The organism is Enterobacter cloacae complex sp. 370H10, assembly GCF_050031535.1.
Lineage (GTDB): Bacteria > Pseudomonadota > Gammaproteobacteria > Enterobacterales > Enterobacteriaceae > Enterobacter > Enterobacter intestinihominis.
Genome location: NZ_JBLGWG010000001.1, coordinates 2,385,434 through 2,405,232, shown reverse-complemented (window position 1 = coordinate 2,405,232; position 19,799 = coordinate 2,385,434). Strand labels below are relative to the sequence as shown.

At 55.7% G+C, this 19,799-nt stretch carries 22 protein-coding genes; 7 read left to right on the top strand and 15 right to left on the bottom strand.

Annotated elements, in window-relative coordinates; genetic code table 11:
• Positions 1 to 103: 103 nt before the first annotated feature.
• Positions 104 to 544 carry a GNAT family N-acetyltransferase gene (locus ACQG2Q_RS11905; protein WP_063849043.1) on the bottom strand — a complete coding sequence of 147 codons (441 nt, stop codon included), beginning with the start codon at positions 542 to 544 and terminating at the stop codon, positions 104 to 106.
• A 303-nt stretch (positions 545 to 847) separates the two neighbouring features.
• On the opposite strand from ACQG2Q_RS11905, the gene ACQG2Q_RS11900 reads away from it, so the two are divergent.
• A complete protein-coding gene (locus tag ACQG2Q_RS11900; RefSeq protein ID WP_063849042.1) occupies positions 848 to 1,396 on the top strand; it encodes a GNAT family N-acetyltransferase in 549 nt (182 codons plus the stop codon).
• On the opposite strand, the gene ACQG2Q_RS11895 is transcribed toward ACQG2Q_RS11900, so the two are convergent.
• The 8 genes from ACQG2Q_RS11895 to sad all read right to left on the bottom strand — a co-directional run bounded on the left by ACQG2Q_RS11895 (position 1,384) and on the right by sad (position 10,152).
• Positions 1,384 to 2,298: a bestrophin family protein gene (locus ACQG2Q_RS11895; RefSeq protein WP_003857155.1), complete on the bottom strand. Its 915-nt coding sequence runs from the start codon at positions 2,296 to 2,298 to the stop codon at positions 1,384 to 1,386. The two genes, ACQG2Q_RS11900 and ACQG2Q_RS11895, sit on opposite strands and share 13 nt — an antisense overlap.
• A gap of 201 nt (positions 2,299 to 2,499) precedes the next feature.
• A complete protein-coding gene (locus ACQG2Q_RS11890) occupies positions 2,500 to 3,951 on the bottom strand; it encodes a tagaturonate reductase (RefSeq protein WP_096216753.1) in 1,452 nt (483 codons plus the stop codon).
• Between the two features lie 116 nt (positions 3,952 to 4,067).
• Positions 4,068 to 4,595 (bottom strand): GNAT family N-acetyltransferase, encoded by a 528-nt coding sequence (locus tag ACQG2Q_RS11885; protein WP_063849041.1) that lies wholly within the window; start codon positions 4,593 to 4,595, stop codon positions 4,068 to 4,070.
• Positions 4,596 to 4,677: 82 nt separating this feature from the next.
• The gene (locus ACQG2Q_RS11880) at positions 4,678 to 5,643 is read right to left on the bottom strand and encodes a sensor domain-containing diguanylate cyclase (RefSeq protein ID WP_022648115.1); all 966 of its coding nucleotides are present in this window, start codon (positions 5,641 to 5,643) and stop codon (positions 4,678 to 4,680) included.
• Positions 5,644 to 5,701: 58 nt separating this feature from the next.
• Positions 5,702 to 6,064, bottom strand: coding sequence for a DUF4186 domain-containing protein (locus ACQG2Q_RS11875; protein WP_022648114.1), 363 nt, complete (start codon positions 6,062 to 6,064; stop codon positions 5,702 to 5,704).
• On the bottom strand, positions 6,064 to 6,990 hold the full coding sequence (gene glsB / locus ACQG2Q_RS11870; protein ID WP_003857165.1) for a glutaminase B: 927 nt from the start codon (positions 6,988 to 6,990) through the stop codon (positions 6,064 to 6,066). The genes ACQG2Q_RS11875 and glsB overlap by 1 nt, the downstream gene beginning before the upstream one ends.
• Positions 6,991 to 7,052: 62 nt before the next feature.
• Complete coding sequence (locus tag ACQG2Q_RS11865) at positions 7,053 to 8,642, bottom strand: methyl-accepting chemotaxis protein (RefSeq protein ID WP_023300101.1); 1,590 nt, start codon at positions 8,640 to 8,642, stop codon at positions 7,053 to 7,055.
• A gap of 127 nt (positions 8,643 to 8,769) precedes the next feature.
• Positions 8,770 to 10,152 carry a succinate-semialdehyde dehydrogenase gene (gene sad, locus ACQG2Q_RS11860; RefSeq protein WP_063849040.1) on the bottom strand — a complete coding sequence of 461 codons (1,383 nt, stop codon included), beginning with the start codon at positions 10,150 to 10,152 and terminating at the stop codon, positions 8,770 to 8,772.
• 99 nt (positions 10,153 to 10,251) lie between these two features.
• On the opposite strand from sad, the gene ptrR reads away from it, so the two are divergent.
• A complete protein-coding gene (gene ptrR, locus ACQG2Q_RS11855; RefSeq protein ID WP_022648110.1) occupies positions 10,252 to 11,130 on the top strand; it encodes a putrescine utilization regulator PtrR in 879 nt (292 codons plus the stop codon).
• Here ptrR and ACQG2Q_RS11850 read toward each other — a convergent pair.
• The 3 genes from ACQG2Q_RS11850 to ACQG2Q_RS11840 form a co-directional block, all read right to left on the bottom strand.
• Positions 11,084 to 11,566 carry a GNAT family N-acetyltransferase gene (locus ACQG2Q_RS11850; protein WP_032622224.1) on the bottom strand — a complete coding sequence of 161 codons (483 nt, stop codon included), beginning with the start codon at positions 11,564 to 11,566 and terminating at the stop codon, positions 11,084 to 11,086. The genes ptrR and ACQG2Q_RS11850 overlap by 47 nt on opposite strands.
• Positions 11,567 to 11,628: 62 nt before the next feature.
• Entirely contained in the window at positions 11,629 to 12,441 is an 813-nt protein-coding gene (locus tag ACQG2Q_RS11845; RefSeq protein WP_063849039.1) for a PhzF family phenazine biosynthesis protein, read from the bottom strand.
• 22 nt (positions 12,442 to 12,463) lie between these two features.
• Positions 12,464 to 13,252: a PhzF family phenazine biosynthesis protein gene (locus ACQG2Q_RS11840; RefSeq protein WP_063849038.1), complete on the bottom strand. Its 789-nt coding sequence runs from the start codon at positions 13,250 to 13,252 to the stop codon at positions 12,464 to 12,466.
• Between the two features lie 176 nt (positions 13,253 to 13,428).
• On the opposite strand from ACQG2Q_RS11840, the gene ACQG2Q_RS11835 reads away from it, so the two are divergent.
• Positions 13,429 to 14,625, top strand: a complete 1,197-nt coding sequence (locus tag ACQG2Q_RS11835; RefSeq protein ID WP_022648106.1) for a sugar transporter — start codon at positions 13,429 to 13,431, stop codon at positions 14,623 to 14,625.
• 93 nt (positions 14,626 to 14,718) lie between these two features.
• On the opposite strand, the gene ACQG2Q_RS11830 is transcribed toward ACQG2Q_RS11835, so the two are convergent.
• On the bottom strand, positions 14,719 to 15,384 hold the full coding sequence (locus tag ACQG2Q_RS11830) for a MarC family NAAT transporter (protein WP_045622746.1): 666 nt from the start codon (positions 15,382 to 15,384) through the stop codon (positions 14,719 to 14,721).
• A 256-nt stretch (positions 15,385 to 15,640) separates the two neighbouring features.
• Between ACQG2Q_RS11830 and marR the strand changes: the two genes are divergently transcribed.
• From marR to marB, 3 genes are read left to right on the top strand one after another with little or no spacing between them, the layout of a single operon-like run.
• A complete protein-coding gene (marR, locus tag ACQG2Q_RS11825; RefSeq protein ID WP_020884159.1) occupies positions 15,641 to 16,075 on the top strand; it encodes a multiple antibiotic resistance transcriptional regulator MarR in 435 nt (144 codons plus the stop codon).
• 20 nt (positions 16,076 to 16,095) lie between these two features.
• Entirely contained in the window at positions 16,096 to 16,476 is a 381-nt protein-coding gene (gene marA / locus ACQG2Q_RS11820) for an MDR efflux pump AcrAB transcriptional activator MarA (protein ID WP_001303241.1), read from the top strand.
• 32 nt (positions 16,477 to 16,508) lie between these two features.
• Positions 16,509 to 16,724, top strand: coding sequence for a multiple antibiotic resistance protein MarB (gene marB, locus ACQG2Q_RS11815; RefSeq protein WP_023300098.1), 216 nt, complete (start codon positions 16,509 to 16,511; stop codon positions 16,722 to 16,724).
• Positions 16,725 to 16,762: 38 nt separating this feature from the next.
• Here marB and eamA read toward each other — a convergent pair whose 3' ends face one another.
• Positions 16,763 to 17,662 (bottom strand): O-acetylserine/cysteine exporter, encoded by a 900-nt coding sequence (eamA, locus tag ACQG2Q_RS11810; RefSeq protein ID WP_023330139.1) that lies wholly within the window; start codon positions 17,660 to 17,662, stop codon positions 16,763 to 16,765.
• Positions 17,663 to 17,855: 193 nt separating this feature from the next.
• Between eamA and ydeE the strand changes: the two genes are divergently transcribed.
• A complete protein-coding gene (ydeE, locus tag ACQG2Q_RS11805) occupies positions 17,856 to 19,073 on the top strand; it encodes an efflux MFS transporter YdeE (protein WP_022648102.1) in 1,218 nt (405 codons plus the stop codon).
• Positions 19,074 to 19,119: 46 nt separating this feature from the next.
• Here ydeE and zinT read toward each other — a convergent pair whose 3' ends face one another.
• Positions 19,120 to 19,758: a metal-binding protein ZinT gene (gene zinT / locus ACQG2Q_RS11800; RefSeq protein ID WP_063146203.1), complete on the bottom strand. Its 639-nt coding sequence runs from the start codon at positions 19,756 to 19,758 to the stop codon at positions 19,120 to 19,122.
• Positions 19,759 to 19,799: the final 41 nt, after the last annotated feature.

Genomic DNA, 19,799 nt, shown 5'->3' with positions numbered 1-19,799 from the left:
AGATATAACACCATGGGTTTGTATAGGGGATGTGTGCGGAGGCGGTTTTATTGCATACCTGTGTATGTATCACAGAAGCAGATACAGTGTGATACAAATCCGGTTAAAGGGTGATTCGGTAACGGACGTAATCGTCGGCTTCACCAAAGTGATCATACAGCTTACGCGCCGGATTGTTCATGCGGGTTACCCAGTAGAGTTTTGACCACCCTTCCCGCTTGCCTTCATCGATCAGGGCGTCGATAAGCGCTTTACCCGCCCCTGCGCCACGTTCGGCAGCGTCAACAAACAGATCTTCCAGATAGCAAAAGGGCGCGGTTGACCAGGTCCCTTCATGCAGGACGCACATGGCGAAGCCGATGACGCGGCCGTCCTTCTCCACGACACGGCAAAACAGAGATGATGAATCTGCGAGCGCCCTGTCCCAGGTGGCCGCGGTAACGGACTCGTCAAGGTAGCACTCATAAAAATGGGTATAGCCATCCCACAGCGGTCGCCATTGTGGGTAATCTTCTGCGCATAAAGGACGTACGGTTAGCGTCATCTGTTCTGACCTTACAAATCAATTGCCATTTCAATACAGCGTAAATGCGCGTCGGCCATACGCGAGTAATGCGTATTTTCACCCAGCATGGCAAAACCCACTAGATTTTGCAGCCATGGCGAATCGCTTCGTTACGGACGTGCCAGCGTGTTTCGGCTTCTTCGGGCCTGGCTTTTCTGAGCATCATATAACCCCTTTTATGGATAAACCTGAATAACAAAAGCACGACCAAATGGAATGTGATATTGATGAAAATACCAGAACCCAAACAAAAGCATAACGCTTAATTATGGAGATCAGCGGATGACCATACCCACGCTTACCACCGAGCGCCTGATATTACGCCCCCTGATTGCAGAAGATGCCGTCCAGATCCAGCAACGCTATCCGCGCTGGGAGATTGTCCGCTATATGGTGGCTTCAGTCCCCTGGCCCTACCCGGAAAACGGTGCAGAAAATTATGTCAACAACGTTGCACTGCCCGATATGGCCAAAGGGATTGCGTGGTTCTGGACGATTCGCAGCCGTGAAGCGCCTGATGAACTGATGGGGTTAATTTGCCTGTACGACGTCGAAGACAACAACCGGGGCTTCTGGCTCGCGCCGGAATTTCAGGGCCAGGGATATATGCGTGAGGCGAGTATCGCGGCAACGGATTACTGGTTCAATACGCTTAACAAAGCGGTGTTACGCGCGCCGAAAGCGGCGGCCAACAGCCGCTCCCGACGTATTTCAGACAGCAGCGGCATGCGACTCATCAGGACAGAGAAGAAAGCCTATGTCAGCGGCCTGCTGGATTCGGAGCTGTGGGAAATCACCCGCGACGAGTGGAATGCCCGTCAGGTCAGCTGATAATGCTTATCCGGCATTAGCCTTTCAGGGATGTTCTCTTCATCGTTCATCTGCAACAGATCGCGCTCCATCATGTTGCAGATGGCGTCCAGCGGCAGATCGTTATCTTCCGTCCCAAACGGATCTTCCAGCTCTTCCGCCAGCGTATCAAGCGAGATAAAAGTGTAGGAAATCAGCGCAGAGACAAAGGGCGTCATGTAATGCAGATCAACAACCAGCGCAAACGGCAGCATGATGCAGAACAAATACACCGTCCGGTGCAGGATCAGCGTATAGGCAAACGGGACTGGCGTATTGGCGATACGCTCACAGCCTGCCAGCACGATGGACATATCGTTCAGGCGGTTGTTGAGGCTGTGAAACAGGATGTCTGAAAGGTGCCCGCTGCGCCGCCGCACGGCCAGCCACTCCCCCATGATCAGCAGGATACGGTTCGCCGGCGAGTTGGCATCCATCACTTTGCGTAAATCGTCTGGAGCCAGATAGCGGGACAGCTGATCGGCATTGGTTTCTCTGCGCAGTGTCATACGCAGACAGTTAGCAAACGCGATTTGCAGGCGGACAAACTCTCCAAGATGTTTATCATCCGGCAAGGTGTTTTTTACCTCGCGAAACAGCGAGCGCGCCGCTATCATCAACTGCCCCCAAAGCAGACGCGCCTCAACGTAGCGCGAATAACAGGCGTTATTGCGAAATCCCAGGAAGATGGCGATAGCCACGCCCAGAATGCTGAACGGCGCGACGGTAAAGCGGATACCCAGCGAGGTGTACCACGGCAGCATGACAATCACGGCGATGGAAAGCAGGAAGTTAAGCAGCAGTCGGGTATAAATTTTGGGAAGTACCGAACCATGCCAGACAAAAATCAGTTGCAGCCAGTGCTGTTGAGGACGAACAATCATAATCAGCTTCAGAAAAGTAAAGAGCGCGGCTATTAAACGTGATCCTCATCACGGTTGCAAGCATGTTAATAGTTCATTGCATTTTCTGACCTGTTAAGCCCTGACCGCACGGTGCTGCCTGTGCTTTTTAAAAAAAGGACGTATAGTATGTTGTAACTAATACTGTTCTGTAAAAAACCCGGCAAACGCCGGGCATTATGATTAGCAGAGCGGTTTCACCGCCTCGCGCATGCCTTTACTTAAAATTGCATCCAGATCCTGCGCAACCTGGTCTACCAGTCCGTTCACCAGAGTGAGATCCTGTTCCCAGTGCTCGCTCACGCTTAACACCGACGATACCAGTTCACGGGTAGTGACTTGTTTGTCGTGATGTTGCGTCCACAGCTGCTGGTAACGTTCAAGCCAGTGCGCATCGTCCTGCACCGGATAGCGCTCACCGTTGCGCTCGGCACGGTAAAATGCAATTAGCGCCGCCAGGGCAAAGGTCAGACGTGCTGGCAGTTCACCGGTCGCCTTCTGCCCTGCCAGCAGTTGTGGCAGAATGCGGGTGCGGTACTTGGTCATCCCGTTCAGTGCAATCGACAGCAGCTGATGCTTAATATACGGATTACGAAAACGCCCCGTTACGGCACTGGCGAAGGAGTGCAGCTCATCGCGCGGCAGATCCAGGACCGGAATAATCTCCTCATAAATAGCCTTCTCTACGAATGCGCAAATCTCCCCGTCGTTCATGGCTTCACCTACCGTATCCAGCCCGGCCTGAAAAGCGACCGGAACCAGCGCCGTGTGTGCGCCGTTGAGGATCGCCACCTTACGCTCTTTATAAGGTTTGATATCGTCAACAATCAGGACGTTGAGCGGGTATTTATCCAGGCACAATTCAGCTGAAAGTGATTTTGGCCCCTGAATAACAAACAGGTAGAAATGTTCTGCCGTGTCGAGGAAGCTGTCGTGATAGCCCAGCCCGGCTTCCAGCTCTGCCACCTCATCACGCGGAAAGCCGGTAACAATGCGGTCAACCAGCGTCGAGCAGAAGGTGTTAGCGTTATTCAGCCACGCAATGAATGCCGCCGGCAGCGCCCACTCCTGTGCATAGCGCAGCACCAGTTCACGCAGGGCATCGCCGTTGTAGTCGATAAGCTCACAAGGAATGATGATCCAGCCTTTATCCGCAGCCCCGTTAAAGTGGGTAAAGCGTTCGAACAGCAGACGCGTCAGTTTGGCCGGATAGCTGACAGCTGGCGCATCGTCAAACTTATCGCCCGCGTGATAGCCGATCCCCGCCTCCGTGGTATTGGAGAAGACAAACCGCATCTCCGGGTTATGGGCGAGTTTCAGGAATTCATCGTACTGGCTGTAGACGCTGATTTCACGATTCACGGAACGAATAAGACGCGCATCGCTTACCGCTTCCCCCTCCTCATTCAGACCACGAATAATCGTGGTATACAGACCATCCTGGGTGCTCAGCGACGGCGGAAAATCACTCTGGATCGGCCGCACAATCACCACACCTGCATTGAGATCGGTATGCTCGTTTAAAAGGTCGATTTGCCAGTCAACGAACCCGCGGAGGAAGTTACCTTCGCCAAACTGGATGATACGTTCAGGGTAGCGCGCACCGGGGAAATCACGACGGTTGAGTGTGTTCACAATGGAGGACCTTTATGATTAGTCATACAGCCTGATAAGATTGGTGTGATAACTTATCAAAACTTCAGGACCAGAACCCCTGTCTGGATCAACTCAGGACGCGATGGTGAAAAATATCAAATAAATTTATAGAACACCGAGGTCGCCGTCATGTCCCCGTTCGGCATCAGGGCGTAGCGTGGGATCTCCCCCGCCTTTTGCCAGCCCGCTTTCTGATAAAACCTCTCCGCGCCGCTGCCGGTCGAGGTATCAAGCACCAGCACCGTAAGCGCTTTTTCACGCGCAACCGCCTCCAGGGCTTCCATCAGCGCCATTGCCGCACCTTTACGGCGCGCCTTCTCATGTACCAGAAGTTTCGCGACATCTGCGCGGTGCGGCTGGTTTTCCGGCTGGTCGGTGATCAGCTGGACCGTGCCAACCAGCCCCTGCTCCGCGTCAAAACAGCCCAGGACGGTACGCTCGTCGCGCCCGACGCTGTCTGCGACGCCGAGCCAGAAGGTTTGGGCTTTCTCGGGAGAAAAAGGCAGCATAAAGCTGACGGAGGCGCCGCCGTTTACACAGTTGACGAGGATATCGCTCAGGGCATCAATGTGGGTGAGGATGTCCTGTCGGGAGAGAGGTTTAATCAGCATGGGAGAGTTCATTGCGCGTCCTTAGGTTGAATCTCTCCACTTTGCTATTAACATTTTTGTTACGCAATAAGCGATGACATAGGATTTCGTTATGTCATTTTTCGCCGTGATGTTGCCGCTTCATGGCGTACATTTGCGCATCCGCGTGTTTTAACCATGCCTGCATATCGTTGCGGTGATGATCGAACTCGCTCAGCCCCCAGGAGAACTGTAACGACCAGGGATGCAGCTGACGCGCGTTATACTTCTCCGTTTGTTCGACAAGATACTGCATGGCGATCCAGGCGCCAGGCTCATCGGTATCCGCAAACAGCACCGCGAACTCATCTCCCCCGAAACGCACCAGCATATCGGCCTCGCGGAATGAGGAGCGCATCAGGGCGGCCATCGCTTTCAGGGCCTTGTCGCCCTCCTGATGCCCGAAGCGATCGTTAATGGTTTTGAAATGGTCCAGATCCAGCCAGCCAAGCGTTAACGGTTCTGCCCTACGCTGCGAAACCGACAGTGCAAACTGCGCAAACTGGTTAAACCCGCGTCGGTTAAACAGGCCCGTGAGTTCATCGGTCGTGGCGGCGCTAACGGCTGCAAATTCATCTTCTGCCAGCGCGCTGAGATCGGCCAGTACGGCGGAATCCGCCGCAGTAAACTCACGCGGTGCGTAATCAATGAGACACAACGATCCTACGCACGCCCCGTCACGTAAACGCAGCGGGAAACCGGCATAAAAGCGCACGCCCGGATCTCCCGCCACCTGCGGATTATCCGCAAAGCGTTCGTCCAGCAGCGTGTCAGCCACCACCAGCGGCGCGTCACCCAGGATCGTATGACCACAAAACGAGAGATCGCGAGGCTGGCTGGCGAGTGCCCGGCCGTCGGCAGATTTCACGATCGCAGCGTGGTCATCCACCAGCGTAATCATCGCCAGCGGCACCCTGAAAAAGCGTGTTGCCAGCCGCGTGAGACGATCAAACGCGGGATAATTGTCGATCTCAAGCAGACCGGACTCGCGCAGCGCATTCATGCGCTCCGTTTCATTCACGGGAATTAGAGGTGCTTTCATGACGTCTCCTGACGCTGAGCATTAGTAAAAGCGTAGCTTAAACAGAGACATTGTCAGTTCAGGAGGCACGATTTACCTCAATGACCAGCCAATGATGGATCACGTTGACGATATACTGTTGCTGCTGCGCACTCAGCGGCACGCCCTGCGGGATAGCATGCCACTTAGCCAGACAGCCCCGACAGCAGGTTGCCGTGGCATGCTGGGCGATAAAAACCGGATGGCCGCGCATCGGCGTCTGCTTACCGTCATTCACCGGGTGTGCAGGCGCCAGCCGCGCGGCGACAAAATCAGCGGCATGCTTATCGATAGTGTCCGCGCCCTTATCCCAGCAGTATTGCCGCTCTTTCATCCCTAAATGAAATCGTGAACGAAACGTGGAGCGAGCCAGGCGCGTGAACAGAGGATCTAACGTGGACATCAGTATACGGACCGTCCAAGGCGTTTGGTCAGCTGTTCCAGCGCCGCGACGCCCGCCAGTGAGTTGCCGGTCTCGTCCAGTTCCGGGCTCCAGACGGCAATCGCCATCTCGTGCGGAACAATGGCCACAACGCCGCCGCCAACGCCGGATTTAGCCGGCAGCCCCACGCGCCAGGCAAACTCCCCGGCGTTCTGATACATTCCGCTGGTTGCCATTAAGGCGTTGATCTGCCGGGCCTGCATCGGGGAGACAACGTCCTCGCCCAGATGCGGTGCATGGCCCTGATGCGCCAGAAACAGAAAAGTCTGCGCCAGTTCAACGCAGTTCATCTTCAGCGCGCAGTAATGAAAATAGTTTTGCAGCACCGTGGCGACATCATTATGAAAGTTGCCGAAGGACTTCATCAGCCAGGCGATGGCGGCGTTACGTGCAGAGTGTTCAAACTCAGAGCGCGCTACCACCGGATCGTAGGCGATGTCCTGCACGCCGGAAAGCTGCCGCACAATCTGGAGCATACGCTGGCGCGGCGCGCTCAGACGGCTTTGCAGCATATCGCACACCACCAGCGCCCCGGCGTTGATAAACGGGTTACGCGGCTTACCCTGTTCGATTTCAAGCTGGAGAAGGGAGTTGAAGGGCTGACCGGAGGGATCTTTGCCCACCCGCTGCCAGATCTCCTGCTCGTCATACTGGCGCATGGCGGCAACGAGGCTAAGCACTTTTGAGATCGACTGAATTGAAAAGCGCTCCAGTGCATCTCCCGCCTGAAAACGCTGCCCGTCGACAGTACAAATGGCGATGCCGAGCTTATTACCGCTGATCGAGGCCAGCGCGGGAATGTAATCGGCAACCTTACCCTGCCCCAGTAACGGACGAACCTGCGCCAGAATCTCGTCCAGCATCTCATTATGGATGACCGCAGCCACACTTTGCTCCTTGCCCTCAGGCTAAAACGGGCTGCGAGTATAACAGAGGCTTATACGTCACGTCAGGCAGGGAGACGAAAACGCGAGACGGCCTGCAACAAAAGATCTGACTCCCGATGCAGGCGCTCAGAGGCATTCGACGCTTCGCTAACCAGCACATCTGTCTGACGCGATACCTGATTCAGCGCCTGAAGTTGGCGCGTCATCTGATGAATGCTTTCCCCCTGATTTAGAGTGGCCAGCGAAATATCATTCAGCAGGCTACTTAGATTCGCCACCAGCCCGGTGACCTGCTGGAGATTTTCTTCCAGACGGTTTACCACCTGAGAACCTTCTTCAATGCCCTGTAGCGAGTGGTTAATTAGCGACTGGATGGTTTGCGTAGAGTGACTGCTTTTTCTGGCCAGCAGCCCCACTTCACGGGCGACCACCGCGAACCCGCGCCCCTGTTCTCCCGCATGGGCGGCTTCAATGGCAGCGTTGAGGGCCAGAATGTTGGTCTGAAACGCCACGCTGTCGATCATGGCGACGATCCCACGCATCTCTGAGGATCGGTCGACGATCGTCTGCATCGAGCCATTCACCGCTGTCATCATTTGCTCCCCGCCGACGGCAGCCTGTCGGGCTTCATCCGCGCGCGAGCGGGCGAGTTTTGCATAACCCGTGTTCCCCTCAACGTGGGTTTCGAGATCGGCGATATGCGCGGTCACCTCCTCCAGCTCTTTGGCCTGTCGCGTGGACTGCTGATAAAGCTTCTGGTTCCCCTGCGCAAGTGACCCGATATTTTCGACCATAGAGGTCGTGGCCTCGCTGACCTGAGTCACCAGTTGCTGGAGCCCGCGCTGCATGGCGGTAATACTGCCGCTGAGCTGGCTGATTTCACGGTTAAAACGCACAACGTCAGGGGGTATTCCCGACAAATCCCCTGCCGCAAGCTGGTTAATATGGACAATCAGACGGCGTAGCGGGGATATCACCCATTTCGCCATTGCAAACCAGACGGCAATGGCAATAGCCAGCAGCACCAGCGGCGCAAACAGGAACAGCCGTTGCAGGCCTGAGAGTTGTTCCATGAGCGACTGACGCCCCTGTATCGCCTGCTTCTCACTCCGTTGCTGATAACGTGCAAAGTTGTCATTAAAATCGGTCTGAAACGCCTGGGCGGGTACGGCGAAAAAGAGGTCGATGCTGTTGGTTTTCACCAGCCCTTCCGCCTGCTCGCTAATGGCACCGAAGAACAGCTGATAGCTATTAACAAGCCCCTCGTCCTGCGGAGGATTAAGCGCGAGCCAGGCTTGCCATGCCTGCTGAGACGCCGCCAGGGATTTTTGCGCCTCGTCCATCAGGCTATGCCAGCTCCCTTCCGAACCGGTCTCTTTATCCTGCATAAAGTACACCCCGGAGCGGTTGAGCAGATCGCTCGCCGCAAGCAGCGAAATACGCGCCTGATCCAGCCTGCTCTGTTGCTGCCAGGCCAGCTGATTGCGCTGTTCGTTACGCTGGGCTTGATTCAGGGAGGCAGTAAGCAGGAAGGAGGATGAAAGTTGCAGGGCGGAGAAAAGGCCGATAATACAAAAGATACCGGTCAGCAGGCCAAACTGACGAGGAAAAAAGCGCTGCGCAAGACGACGAAAAATTTGCGTTAGGTTCATAATTTTCTTCTGTAACAATACGTTAGACGCGAGCGAGTCTACGAAACGAAAATGACAGAACCATTGCAAAATAATGACAGGAAACGTGAATTGCCGGGTAGCGGCCTTGCCCTACCCGGCATCAACATTACACGCGATCCTTCCAGACCGTCTGAACGTTACAGAACTCATGCAGACCGAAATGTGAAAGCTCTCGCCCGAAGCCGCTCTTCTTCACTCCGCCAAACGCAACGCGCGCATCGCTTGCGCTGTAGCCATTGATAAAGACTCCGCCGCACTCCAGCTCGCGAGAGAAGGTTTCAGCCAGCGCATCGTTCGCGGTAAAGACCGTCGCTGATAAGCCAAAGTCGCTGTCGTTAGCCAGCTGCAACGCGTGCGACGCATCATTGGCGACGGTAATCGCAGCCACCGGGCCAAACAGCTCCTGACGGAAGGCCGTCATCTGTGGGGTGACGTCGCCGAGTACGGTTGGCGCATAATAGTTACCGGTCCCGGCAAGCTTCTCGCCGCCGAGCAGCAGGGTCGCCCCTTCCGCCAGCGTAGCCTGTACCTGCTGATGCAGTTCATCGCGAAGATCAAATCGCGCCATCGGGCCAATATAGTTATCTTCCTCATCCGGTGCGCCCATTTTCAGCGCCTTGACCGCGTCAACAAAGCGTTGGGTAAAGGTGTCCGCCACGCCCGCTTCCACAATAAAGCGTTTCGCCGCGGCGCAAACTTGTCCGGTATTCTGATAACGTCCGGCCACGGCCGCGTTGACAGCCAGATCCAGATCGGCATCATTCAGAACGATAAACGGATCGGAGCCGCCCAGCTCCAGCACGCATTTCTTCAGCGCCGCGCCCGCCTGCGCGCCAATTGCCGCACCAGCCCGAACGCTGCCGGTTACGGTCACCGCCGCGATACGCCGATCGTTAATCGCCTGGCTGACGCCGTCATTTGTCGCGTTCACCCAGCCAAAGATCCCCTCCGGGAAACCGGCATCCGCGAACACCTTCCCGATAATCTCCGCCGAGCCGAGCACATTTGGCGCATGTTTAAGCAGATAGCTGTTCCCTGCCAGCAGGATCGGCACCGCACCGCGCAGCACCTGCCAGAGCGGGAAGTTCCACGGCATCACCGCCAGAATAGGCCCCAGCGGACGGTACTCAATCACCGCATTGTCGACCTGGGTAGATTCCGGGCGCAGCATTGCCGGGCCGTATTCAGCGTACCAGTCGCAAAGGCTGGCGGACTTAGCCACCTCCGCACGCGCCTGCACAATGGGCTTGCCCATCTCCCGGGAGATAGTCTGCGCCATCTCTTCCGCACGGCTACGCAGCGCCGCACCCAGATCGCGAAGTTTTTGCGCCCGGTGCGCCACGCTTTCGCGTCGCCACTGACGAAAACCGGTATCCGCCTGCGCAATGGCACGTTCAACGTCACCGGACGTTGCCCACGGGTAAGCAGCCAGCGTTTCGCCGGTAGCCGGGTTGACAGAGTGGGCATGGGTAGCAGATGAATACGTCATGAAGTTCTCCATGTAATAACAGTTGATTGATTGTGGCCCACTCTGCTATTTCTTAAAAATGAATAATACTCACCACCTTGTTCACGAATCGAGAACGGTATGGACTTAACACAGCTTGAGATGTTTAACGCCGTCGCACTGACCGGCAGCATTACCCAGGCGGCGCAGAAGGTACACCGGGTGCCGTCAAACCTCACCACCCGCATCCGACAGCTTGAAGCGGATCTCGGTGTGGAGCTGTTTATTCGCGAGAATCAGCGCCTGCGGCTTTCCCCCGCCGGGCACAATTTTTTGCGCTACAGCAAGCAGATCCTGGCGCTGGTCGACGAAGCGCGAATGGTCGTCGCCGGGGATGAACCGCAGGGATTATTCTCGCTCGGCGCGCTGGAAAGTACCGCCGCCGTACGCATTCCGGAAAGTCTGGCGCGGTTTAATCAGCGCTATCCGCGCATTCAGTTTGCGTTATCCACCGGGCCTTCCGGTACGATGATTGACGGTGTGCTTGAGGGGACGCTCAGCGCCGCCTTTGTCGACGGGCCGCTCTCACACCCCGAACTGGAAGGAATGCCGGTTTACCGTGAAGAGATGATGCTGGTCACCCCTGCGGGCCATGCGGAAGTGTCAAAAGCCACGCAGGTGAGCGGTAGCGAGGTTTATGCCTTTCGCGCCAACTGTTCCTACCGGCGTCATCTGGAGAGCTGGTTTCATGCTGACCGCGTAACGCCGGGAAGGATCCACGAGATGGAGTCCTACCACGGGATGCTCGCCTGCGTGATTGCCGGGGCAGGCATTGCGCTGATGCCCCGCTCCATGCTGGAGAGCATGCCGGGGCATCATCAGGTGGCGGCGTGGCCGCTGGCGGAAAACTGGCGCTGGCTCACCACCTGGCTGGTGTGGCGACGCGGGGCGATGACCCGCCAGCTTGAGGCGTTTATAGGGCTGCTAAACGAACGTCAGCCACCAGTGTCTTCTCCATAAACAGGCTCAGCGGATCCTCGTTGTAGGGGGCAAACGCGGGGCGCCGTTCGTATCCACACTGTTGATACAGACGAATGGCGGCATGTTGTTTGATCCCCGTCTCCAGCCGGACGGTGTGGCAGCAGCGGCTGAGGGCTTCATCTTCCAGCGCCGCCAGTAATTTATCACCCAGCCGTTGCCCGCGATGGGTTGGATCAATATAGACCCGTTTCATTTCCCCGGTCCCGTCCCCGTTCAAAACAACAGCGCCACACCCGACAGCGTTAAGCTGAGTGTCACGAATAATCATCAGGATCAGCGAGTCGTCCGGCAGTTCGGTTAAATCCAGCAGATGATTACTTTCCGCGGGATAGAGAACGCTTTGATAACGGTCCAGCGCCGTAATCAGGGCGAGAATATCTGGATGATGGGCGGATTCAGCGGTAATAGAATACATGGCAGGCTCCTTGTCGTTTTCGTTCAACATACCGCCCGCCCTGTATACCGGCGTCATAGTTTTTAATGATGACCGTAATCCTGGAGACGAAGGAAAATTTTCCCCTTCATATACAGCGTGGCCTGCCCGCCAATCAGCACGCGGTCGCCTTTCAGCTCGCAGCGCAGATCCCCGCCGCGCAAGGAGACCTGGCGGGCCGACATCTGCGTTTTTCCAAGCTTTTCGCTCCAGTACGGGATCAGCATGCTGTGCGCTGACCCCGTCACCGGATCCTCCGGTACCCCTTCCCCCGGGCAGAAGAAGCGGCTGACGAAATCATACTCATCTCCCGGCGCCGTAACGCAGACCATTTTCCCCAGCGGGAGCATGGCTGTGATATCCGGCGTTAGCGCCTCCACCTGCCGCTGGCTGTCGAGCACCACCATGTAATCGCGCCCTGCACGCACCTCTTTTGCCGCGTTAATGCCCAGCGCGCTGAATAGCACTGGGGGTGGAGTATCGACAACCTCGGTTGACCACGCCGGGAAATTAAGCGTCAGCCAGTCGCCGCTGCGTTGTACCGTCAGTTCGCCGACAAAGCGCGTGGTGAAGGTGATTTCCGTATGCGGATAATCCAGGTATTCGAAAATAACGTGAGAAGCCGCGAGGGTTGCGTGGCCGCAGAGGTTAATTTCATCCTGCGTGGTAAACCAGCGCAGTTCAAACCCGTTATCCGTTCGGACAAAGAACGCCGTCTCTGACTGATTATGCTGCTTCGCCATCTTCAGCAGCGTCTCATCCGGCAGCCACGCTTCCAGCGGACACACCGCCGCCGCATTGCCGCCGAACGCCCTGCCGCTGAAGGCATCCACCAGATAAAAATCAATTTCCTGCATCGTTGGTTCCTCTTAGATTTATTCAGCGCAGAAATACTGTGCCCTTCAGATACAGCGCCGCCTGCCCGCCCATCCGCACGCGGTCGCCTTTCAGTTCGCAGCGTACGTCGCCACCACGGGCAGAAACCTGACGGGCAAACATCTGTGTTTTGCCAAGCTGTTCACTCCAGTAAGGGATCAGCATGGTGTGCGCGGAGCCGGTGACAGGATCTTCCGGCACGGCCACGCCCGGCGAGAAGAAACGACTGACAAAGTCGTATTCACCTTCGTCCCGGGCGGTGACGGCCACTTTATGCTCCCCCGGCGTCATGGCGGAGAAATCCGGATTAATGGCTTCCACCTGCTCGCGGCTCTCCAGTACCAGCACCCAGGCGCGGCCTTTTCGCGCCTCGACGTAGTGGCTGATACCGAGTGCGGCGAGCATCTCCGGTGGCGGCGTCTGTGCCTGCGTCGGGCAGGCCGGGAAGTCCAGCGTCATCCAGTCACCTTCACGGCTGACGGTCAGGCGACCAGAAGCGGTGTCAAAATGAAGGCGTGAGTCCGGATAATCCAGTTCGTTAAACAGAACATACGCCGCGGCAAGCGTCGCGTGACCACACAGATTAACCTCGGTGAGCGTGGTGAACCAGCGCAGCTCAATCCCCCCTTTGGTGCACACAAAAAACGCGGTTTCCGACTGGTTATGCTGTTGTGCCATCCGCAGTAACGTCTCATCCGGCAGCCACGCGTCGAGCGGGCACACCGCCGCCGGGTTGCCGCAAAAGGAGGACTCGCTGAACGCATCTACCAGATAAAAATCAATCTCCTGCATCGTGTTACCGCCTGTTTTTGTTGTGTAGTTCTTTATCTTCAATGAAAACAACCGCGTTCGCTACCGCTGCATGAAGGTAAATTTTGTGATTCACATCACATAACGGTTGAGTTTTCGCCGTTTAAGGCTTTAAGATCGTCTCCTCATCTTTCAGGCAACGAATCCCAGATATCCCTATGACAACACACACGGTTTCCCGCAGGGTCGCGTGGCTACGCGTGGTCACGCTCGCCATCGCAGCGTTTATTTTCAACACCACGGAATTTGTTCCGGTTGGGCTGCTGTCCGACATTGCAGCCAGCTTCCATATGGAAACGGCACAGGTTGGCATTATGCTGACCATCTATGCATGGGTGGTAGCGCTGATGTCGCTGCCGTTTATGCTGCTGACCAGCCAGATGGAACGTCGTAAGCTGCTGATTGGGCTGTTTGTGGTGTTCATAGCCAGCCATGTGCTGTCATTTATGGCATGGAACTTTACGGTGCTGGTGATCAGCCGCGTCGGCATCGCGTTTGCCCATGCCGTTTTCTGGTCGATCACCGCATCGCTCGCCATTCGTCTCGCCCCGGCGGGGAAACGCGCCCAGGCGCTGAGCCTGATTGCCACCGGAACGGCGCTGGCGATGGTGTTAGGCCTGCCGATCGGGCGCATTGTGGGTCAATACTTCGGCTGGCGCACCACCTTCTTTGCCATCGGCATGGGGGCGCTGATCACCCTGGTGTGTCTGATCAAACTGCTGCCAAAACTGCCCAGCGAACACTCCGGCTCGCTGAAAAGTCTGCCGCTGCTGATGCGTCGACCAGCGCTGATGAGCATCTATCTGCTGACCGTGATTGTGGTGACCGCCCATTACACGGCCTACAGCTATATTGAGCCGTTTGTTCAGGTTGTGGCGGGCTTTAGCGCTAACTTCGCCACCGTTCTGCTGCTGATCCTGGGCGGCGCGGGGATTATCGGCAGCATCCTGTTCGGGAAGCTGGGCAATAAGCACGCGTCTGCGCTTGTAAGCAGTGCGATTGGCCTGCTGCTGGCGTGCCTGCTGTTACTGATGCCTGCGGCAGGCAGCGAGAGTCATCTGGCGATCCTCAGTCTGTTCTGGGGCGTGGCGATCATGATTATTGGTCTGGGAATGCAGGTCAAAGTGCTGGCCCTGGCCCCGGACGCCACGGACGTGGCAATGTCGCTGTTCTCGGGAATTTTTAATCTGGGAATTGGGGCCGGTGCGCTGGTGGGAAATCAGATCAGCCTGCATGTATCGATGTCGGCCATTGGCTATCTCGGGGCGATTCCCGCGCTGATTGCGCTGATCTGGTCGGTGCTTATCTTCCGTAAATGGCCGGTCGCGATGGAAGAACAGACCAGCCACGGTTGACGTTAGTTGTGCCGGGTGGCGGCTTCGGCCTACCCGGCCTAGGTTATTACGGACTTGTAGGCCGGGTAAGCGCAGCGCCACCCGGCGATGTCCTCAGTGATACGTCTTAATGATCTCCAGCACGCCGTTAATAATAAACTGCACGCCCATACAGACCAGCAGGAAGCCCATCAGACGGGAGATAGCTTCAATCCCCCCCTTGCCCACCCAGCGCATAATCGCCCCGGAGCTGCGCAATGACCCCCAGACGATAATGGCGATAAGCGCAAAAATGATCGGCGGCGCAACGGTAATAACCCAGTGCGGAAAAGTAACACCATCACGCACCGTTGAGGCGGAACTGATGATCATCGCAATCGTTCCCGGCCCCGCCGTGCTCGGCATGGCTAACGGCACAAACGCGATATTGGCGCTCGGTTCGCTTTCAAGCTCCTCCGATTTGCTTTTGGCTTCCGGCGATTCATGCACTTTATGCGCCGGGAACAGCATCCGGAAACCAATAAACGCCACAATCAGCCCACCGGCGATACGCAGACCGGGAATCGAAATACCAAAAGTATTCATCACCAGTTGTCCGGCGTAATAAGCCACCATCATAATCGCGAAGACGTAGACGGAGGCCATCCTCGACTGCTGGTTGCGCTCCGCGCTGTTCATGTTACCCGCCAGCCCCAGAAAGAGCGCCACGGTCGTTAACGGGTTCGCCAGCGGAAGCAACACCACCAGCCCAAGCCCCACTGCTTTAATCAAATCCAACATAATGCACCGCAGTCCTTATCCTTATTCATTACCGCAATTATAGGGGGAAAGTCTCGTCCTGAGCTATCCGCGCAACGTAACCATAATTGTCCCGCGTAACTAATAACCCCAGATTATCTATATGATTTAAAAGCGTACAGAAAAAGTTCCTGAAGCGTTTTAGCAATTCGTGGCATCGGCTGATCCATTCAGTTGACTTATACTTGCCTGAGCAATAATATCTGCCGTGACTAAACTACTTGCCAGGGCAACCATTGTGAAAAGCACCAGTGATCTCTTTAACGACATAATCCCACTGGGTCGTCTTATTCATATGGTTAACCAGAAAAAAGATCGCCTGCTCAATGACTACCTGTCACCGCTGGATATCACCGCAACACAGTTCAAAGTGCTGTGTTCCATTCGCTGCGAAGTGTGTATCACGCCGGTTGAGCTGAAAAAGGTGCTCTCTGTCGATCTGGGTGCGTTGACCCGCATGCTGGATCGTCTCGTCTGCAAAGGATGGATAGAACGAAGCCCTAACCCGAATGACAAACGTGGCGTACTGGTGAAACTGACCAGCGATGGCGCGGCCATGTGTGAGCAATGTCATCAATTAGTAGGACAAACACTGCACCAGGAACTGACAAAAAACTTAACGGCAGATGAAGTGGCAACGCTTGAGCTTTTACTCAAGAAAATCCTGCCGTAAACAGAAAAAGAGGTATGACGATGTCCAGACGCAATACTGACGCTATCACCATTCATAGCATTTTGGACTGGATCGAAGATAACCTGGAATCTCCACTTTCCCTTGAGAAAGTGTCTGAGCGTTCAGGTTACTCAAAATGGCACCTGCAACGGATGTTTAAAAAAGAGACCGGCCATTCATTAGGACAATATATTCGCAGCCGTAAGCTGACGGAGATTGCCCAAAAACTGAAAGAAAGCAATGAGCCGATCCTCTATCTGGCGGAACGCTACGGATTTGAATCGCAACAAACCCTGACGCGTACGTTCAAGAACTACTTTGACGTGCCGCCTCATAAGTACCGTATTACCAGTATGCCGGGTGAATCCCGTTATCTGTATCCGCTAAAACATTGCAGTTAATCATCGCCTGTTAAGACGTAACCGAGGAAATCATGAAATTTATCGTCTCCGCCGCCCTCACCTTGCTGGTGCTGGTTTCCGGCCAGAGCTTCGCGGAGCAAACCCCCAGTGCGGGGCAGCAAAATAATCGTGACACCATGATTATGCCGTCCACGCAAAACCAGTCGCCCTGGGACTTCAATCACATGGGCGCTGGCAGCGACAAATCCGACGAATTAGGCGTGCCGTATTATAATCACGACCTGTAATTCGTTTTTGCCCCGCTAATGCGGGGCTTTTTTCTGCCTTAACTCCGCACCCGCGTCGCCCGACGCACCCGCAAGCCAAAGACGTTGATATACAGCCCGGCCATAATCAGCCCTGCGCCACACAGTTGCAGCGCGCTGAGCGTTTCATCCAGCAACAGGGCGGCGCTGGCAAGCCCGACCACCGGTACCAGCAGCGATAACGGCGCCACGCGCCAGGTTTCATAGCGTCCGAGCAGCGATCCCCAGATGCCGTAGCCAATGATTGAGGCGACTAATGCCAGGTAGATCAGCGACAAAATGGTCGTCAGGTCGATCTCCACCAGGCTTTTCAGCATCACCTGCGGTCCATCCAGAATAAACGACGCGGCCATAAACGGCACAATGGGGATCAACGCGCTCCAGACCACCAGCGACATGATCCCAGGACGCGACTCATGCTGCATTATCAGCTTGTTAAAGATGTTGCCGCACGCCCAGCTCAGCCCCGCCGCCAGGGTGAGCATAAAGCCCAGCAGCGCGACATGCTGACCGTTGAGGCTGCCTTCTATCAGCACCAGCACGCCAAAGACCGCAAGGCTAATGCCCGCCAGCTGTTTGCCCTGCAAACGTTCGCCAAAGACAAACGCGCCGAGAATAATGGTAAAGAAAGCCTGCACCTGAAGCACCAGCGAAGCCAGACCCGCAGGCATACCGAATTTGATAGCGCAAAAAAGAAACGCAAACTGACCAAAGCTGATGGTGAGGCCGTAGCCCAGCAGAAGCTTCAGGGGAATCTTTGGGCGGGCAACGAAAAGCAGCGCCGGGAAGGCCACCAGCAGGAAGCGCAGACCCGCCAGCATGAGTGGAGGCATGTTGTGCAACCCCATTTTGATGACCACAAAATTGAGTCCCCACACCACGACAACCAGTAACGCTAACAGCCCGTCTTTCCGCGTCATTTTCCGCCCCTGAATTATTAAATTTTTGTAAACACTTCAAGGTAACAGAAAAAATACCCCCGCGAGAAGATCATTAATTCTGGTACTGAGGAGAAGCACTTGCGGATAAATTGGGTGCTATACAAGCTGCCGATCCCATGATAATCCTGTAATAACACAACAAAAAAAGCATAAGCATTTGTCGGGCAGGAAAATGAAACCATCAATCAGGCGCTCAACCGCAGCGCTGCTGGCATCGTCATTGTTATTAACAATTGGCCGCGGGGCAACGCTGCCCTTTATGACCATATATCTCACACGCGTGTACGATATGAGCGTGGAGAATATTGGCTATGCCCTTACCGTGGCGTTGACCATTGGCGTGGTGTTTAGCCTGGGGTTTGGCATCCTGGCGGACAAGTTCGACAAAAAACGCTATATGCTGGTCGCCATCGTGGCCTTTATCGCCGGGTTTGTGGCCATTCCGCTGGTGAATAACGTGACGCTGGTGGTGTTGTTCTTTGCCCTGATTAACTGCGCCTATTCCGTCTTCTCAACGGTGCTGAAAGCGTGGTTTGCCGACGTGCTGACCTCCAGCGAAAAGGCGCGCGTTTTCTCACTCAACTACAGTTTCCTGAACATCGGCTGGACGATTGGGCCGCCGGTTGGCACTCTACTGGTGATGTACAGCCTGCAACTGCCGTTCTGGCTGGCGGCCTTCTGCGCCGCACTGCCGCTCGGGTTTATCCATTTCTTTGTGCAGAAAAGCGTAGCGTCTGACAGCGTGGAGGAAAAAGCGCCGTGGCAGCCCTCGGTGCTGCTGAAGGACCGGGCGCTGTTCTGGTACACGCTCTCCGGCCTGCTGGCGTCCTACGTGGGCGGATCGTTCGCCAGCTGCATTTCCCAGTACGTCCTCGCCGCGTATGCGGACAGCGATTTCGCAGAAAAGGTGGTGGCCGTTGTGTTGCCCGTCAACGCGGTGGTGGTGGTCACCCTGCAATACGCGCTTGGCCGCAAGATCTCCGCCAGCAACATCCGCCCGCTAATGACAGCCGCAACGCTCTTTTTCATCCTCGGGCTGGGCGGGTTTATGCTTTCCGGCGAGAACCTGCTTTACTGGGGGATTGCGGCGGCGATTTTCACCCTGGGTGAAATTATTTATGCCCCGGGTGAATACATGCTGATCGACAATATCGCCCCGCCGGGCATGAAGGCGAGCTACTTCTCCGCCCAGGCGCTGGGCTGGCTGGGCGCGGCGGCGAACCCGATGATCACCGGGCTCATCCTGACCCATCTGCCGCACTGGTCGTTATTTATTATTATGATGGCCGCCATCATTGCGGCATGGCTGATGGTTTTGCGCGGGATGCGCGTGAAAAGTGAAGATAGCGTGTCGGGTGGCGCTGCGCTTACCCGACCTGGAAAACCCTAATCCCACGCCGGGTAAGGCTAAGCCCCCACCCGGCAAAACCAACAGCCTAGTGGTGCAACATCTCCTCCACCACCTGCTCTTTGTACATCTCGTTCGGGTAGTAGGTCGGCCAGTTATCCATCTCTTTCAGCAGCGCCTCGTGGGAGGTGTTGCCCATAAAGATATGGAAGTGTGAAGAGGCTTTCGGCCCGATGGTATGATCGCTGAACTGCACAAACTTAGGCGCCTGGCTTGCCTTATCCTTACATTCAAACAGGTAGCGCACGCCTTTTTTCCCCGACGCATAGGTCAGAATTTTATAGCCGCTGTAGTCGTAGCGGCAGCTGCTCACCGTTTTGCCTCTGTGGAATTCCATCACGTTGTTTTCAATGCCGATGGCGTCCACGTCCGTCGCGTAGCCCTTACGGTAGTAGGCTTTCACCTCGGCAGCGGATTTTTCCCCCTTCCGCGCTTTCTTTTCGAAAACCGGATCCAGCGAACCATCAAGCAGGAACGGGTAAACAGACTGCCAGGTCCCGTCCCAGTCAGACAGCGTCCTGTCCCTGACGTCTTTATCCTCAAAGACGCCGTTTGCCGCCTTCTGTTCCGCCTCCGTCATCTGATGACCGTGCGAATGGGCAAAAAGCGAGCCGCTTACCAGCAGCGTTCCCAGAGTCAGCGCAATTTTTCCAAGTTGTGCAGCCACAGCAAAACCCTCATTCCGTGTTATAAGAATGAGGATGTTAT

Bases quoted from the DNA above. Each gene is read 5' to 3' on its own strand.
- ACQG2Q_RS11905 (WP_063849043.1), bottom strand. From the start codon at position 544: ATGACGCTAACCGTACGTCCTTTATGCGCAGAAGATTACCCACAATGG.
- ACQG2Q_RS11900 (WP_063849042.1), top strand. From the start codon at position 848: ATGACCATACCCACGCTTACCACCGAGCGCCTGATATTACGCCCCCTG.
- ACQG2Q_RS11895 (WP_003857155.1), bottom strand. From the start codon at position 2,298: ATGATTGTTCGTCCTCAACAGCACTGGCTGCAACTGATTTTTGTCTGG.
- ACQG2Q_RS11885 (WP_063849041.1), bottom strand. From the start codon at position 4,595: ATGAACTCTCCCATGCTGATTAAACCTCTCTCCCGACAGGACATCCTC.
- ACQG2Q_RS11880 (WP_022648115.1), bottom strand. From the start codon at position 5,643: ATGAAAGCACCTCTAATTCCCGTGAATGAAACGGAGCGCATGAATGCG.
- ACQG2Q_RS11875 (WP_022648114.1), bottom strand. From the start codon at position 6,064: ATGTCCACGTTAGATCCTCTGTTCACGCGCCTGGCTCGCTCCACGTTT.
- ACQG2Q_RS11865 (WP_023300101.1), bottom strand. From the start codon at position 8,642: ATGAACCTAACGCAAATTTTTCGTCGTCTTGCGCAGCGCTTTTTTCCT.
- sad (WP_063849040.1), bottom strand. From the start codon at position 10,152: ATGACGTATTCATCTGCTACCCATGCCCACTCTGTCAACCCGGCTACC.
- ptrR (WP_022648110.1), top strand. From the start codon at position 10,252: ATGGACTTAACACAGCTTGAGATGTTTAACGCCGTCGCACTGACCGGC.
- ACQG2Q_RS11850 (WP_032622224.1), bottom strand. From the start codon at position 11,566: ATGTATTCTATTACCGCTGAATCCGCCCATCATCCAGATATTCTCGCC.
- ACQG2Q_RS11845 (WP_063849039.1), bottom strand. From the start codon at position 12,441: ATGCAGGAAATTGATTTTTATCTGGTGGATGCCTTCAGCGGCAGGGCG.
- ACQG2Q_RS11840 (WP_063849038.1), bottom strand. From the start codon at position 13,252: ATGCAGGAGATTGATTTTTATCTGGTAGATGCGTTCAGCGAGTCCTCC.
- ACQG2Q_RS11835 (WP_022648106.1), top strand. From the start codon at position 13,429: ATGACAACACACACGGTTTCCCGCAGGGTCGCGTGGCTACGCGTGGTC.
- ACQG2Q_RS11830 (WP_045622746.1), bottom strand. From the start codon at position 15,384: ATGTTGGATTTGATTAAAGCAGTGGGGCTTGGGCTGGTGGTGTTGCTT.
- marA (WP_001303241.1), top strand. From the start codon at position 16,096: ATGTCCAGACGCAATACTGACGCTATCACCATTCATAGCATTTTGGAC.
- marB (WP_023300098.1), top strand. From the start codon at position 16,509: ATGAAATTTATCGTCTCCGCCGCCCTCACCTTGCTGGTGCTGGTTTCC.
- eamA (WP_023330139.1), bottom strand. From the start codon at position 17,662: ATGACGCGGAAAGACGGGCTGTTAGCGTTACTGGTTGTCGTGGTGTGG.
- ydeE (WP_022648102.1), top strand. From the start codon at position 17,856: ATGAAACCATCAATCAGGCGCTCAACCGCAGCGCTGCTGGCATCGTCA.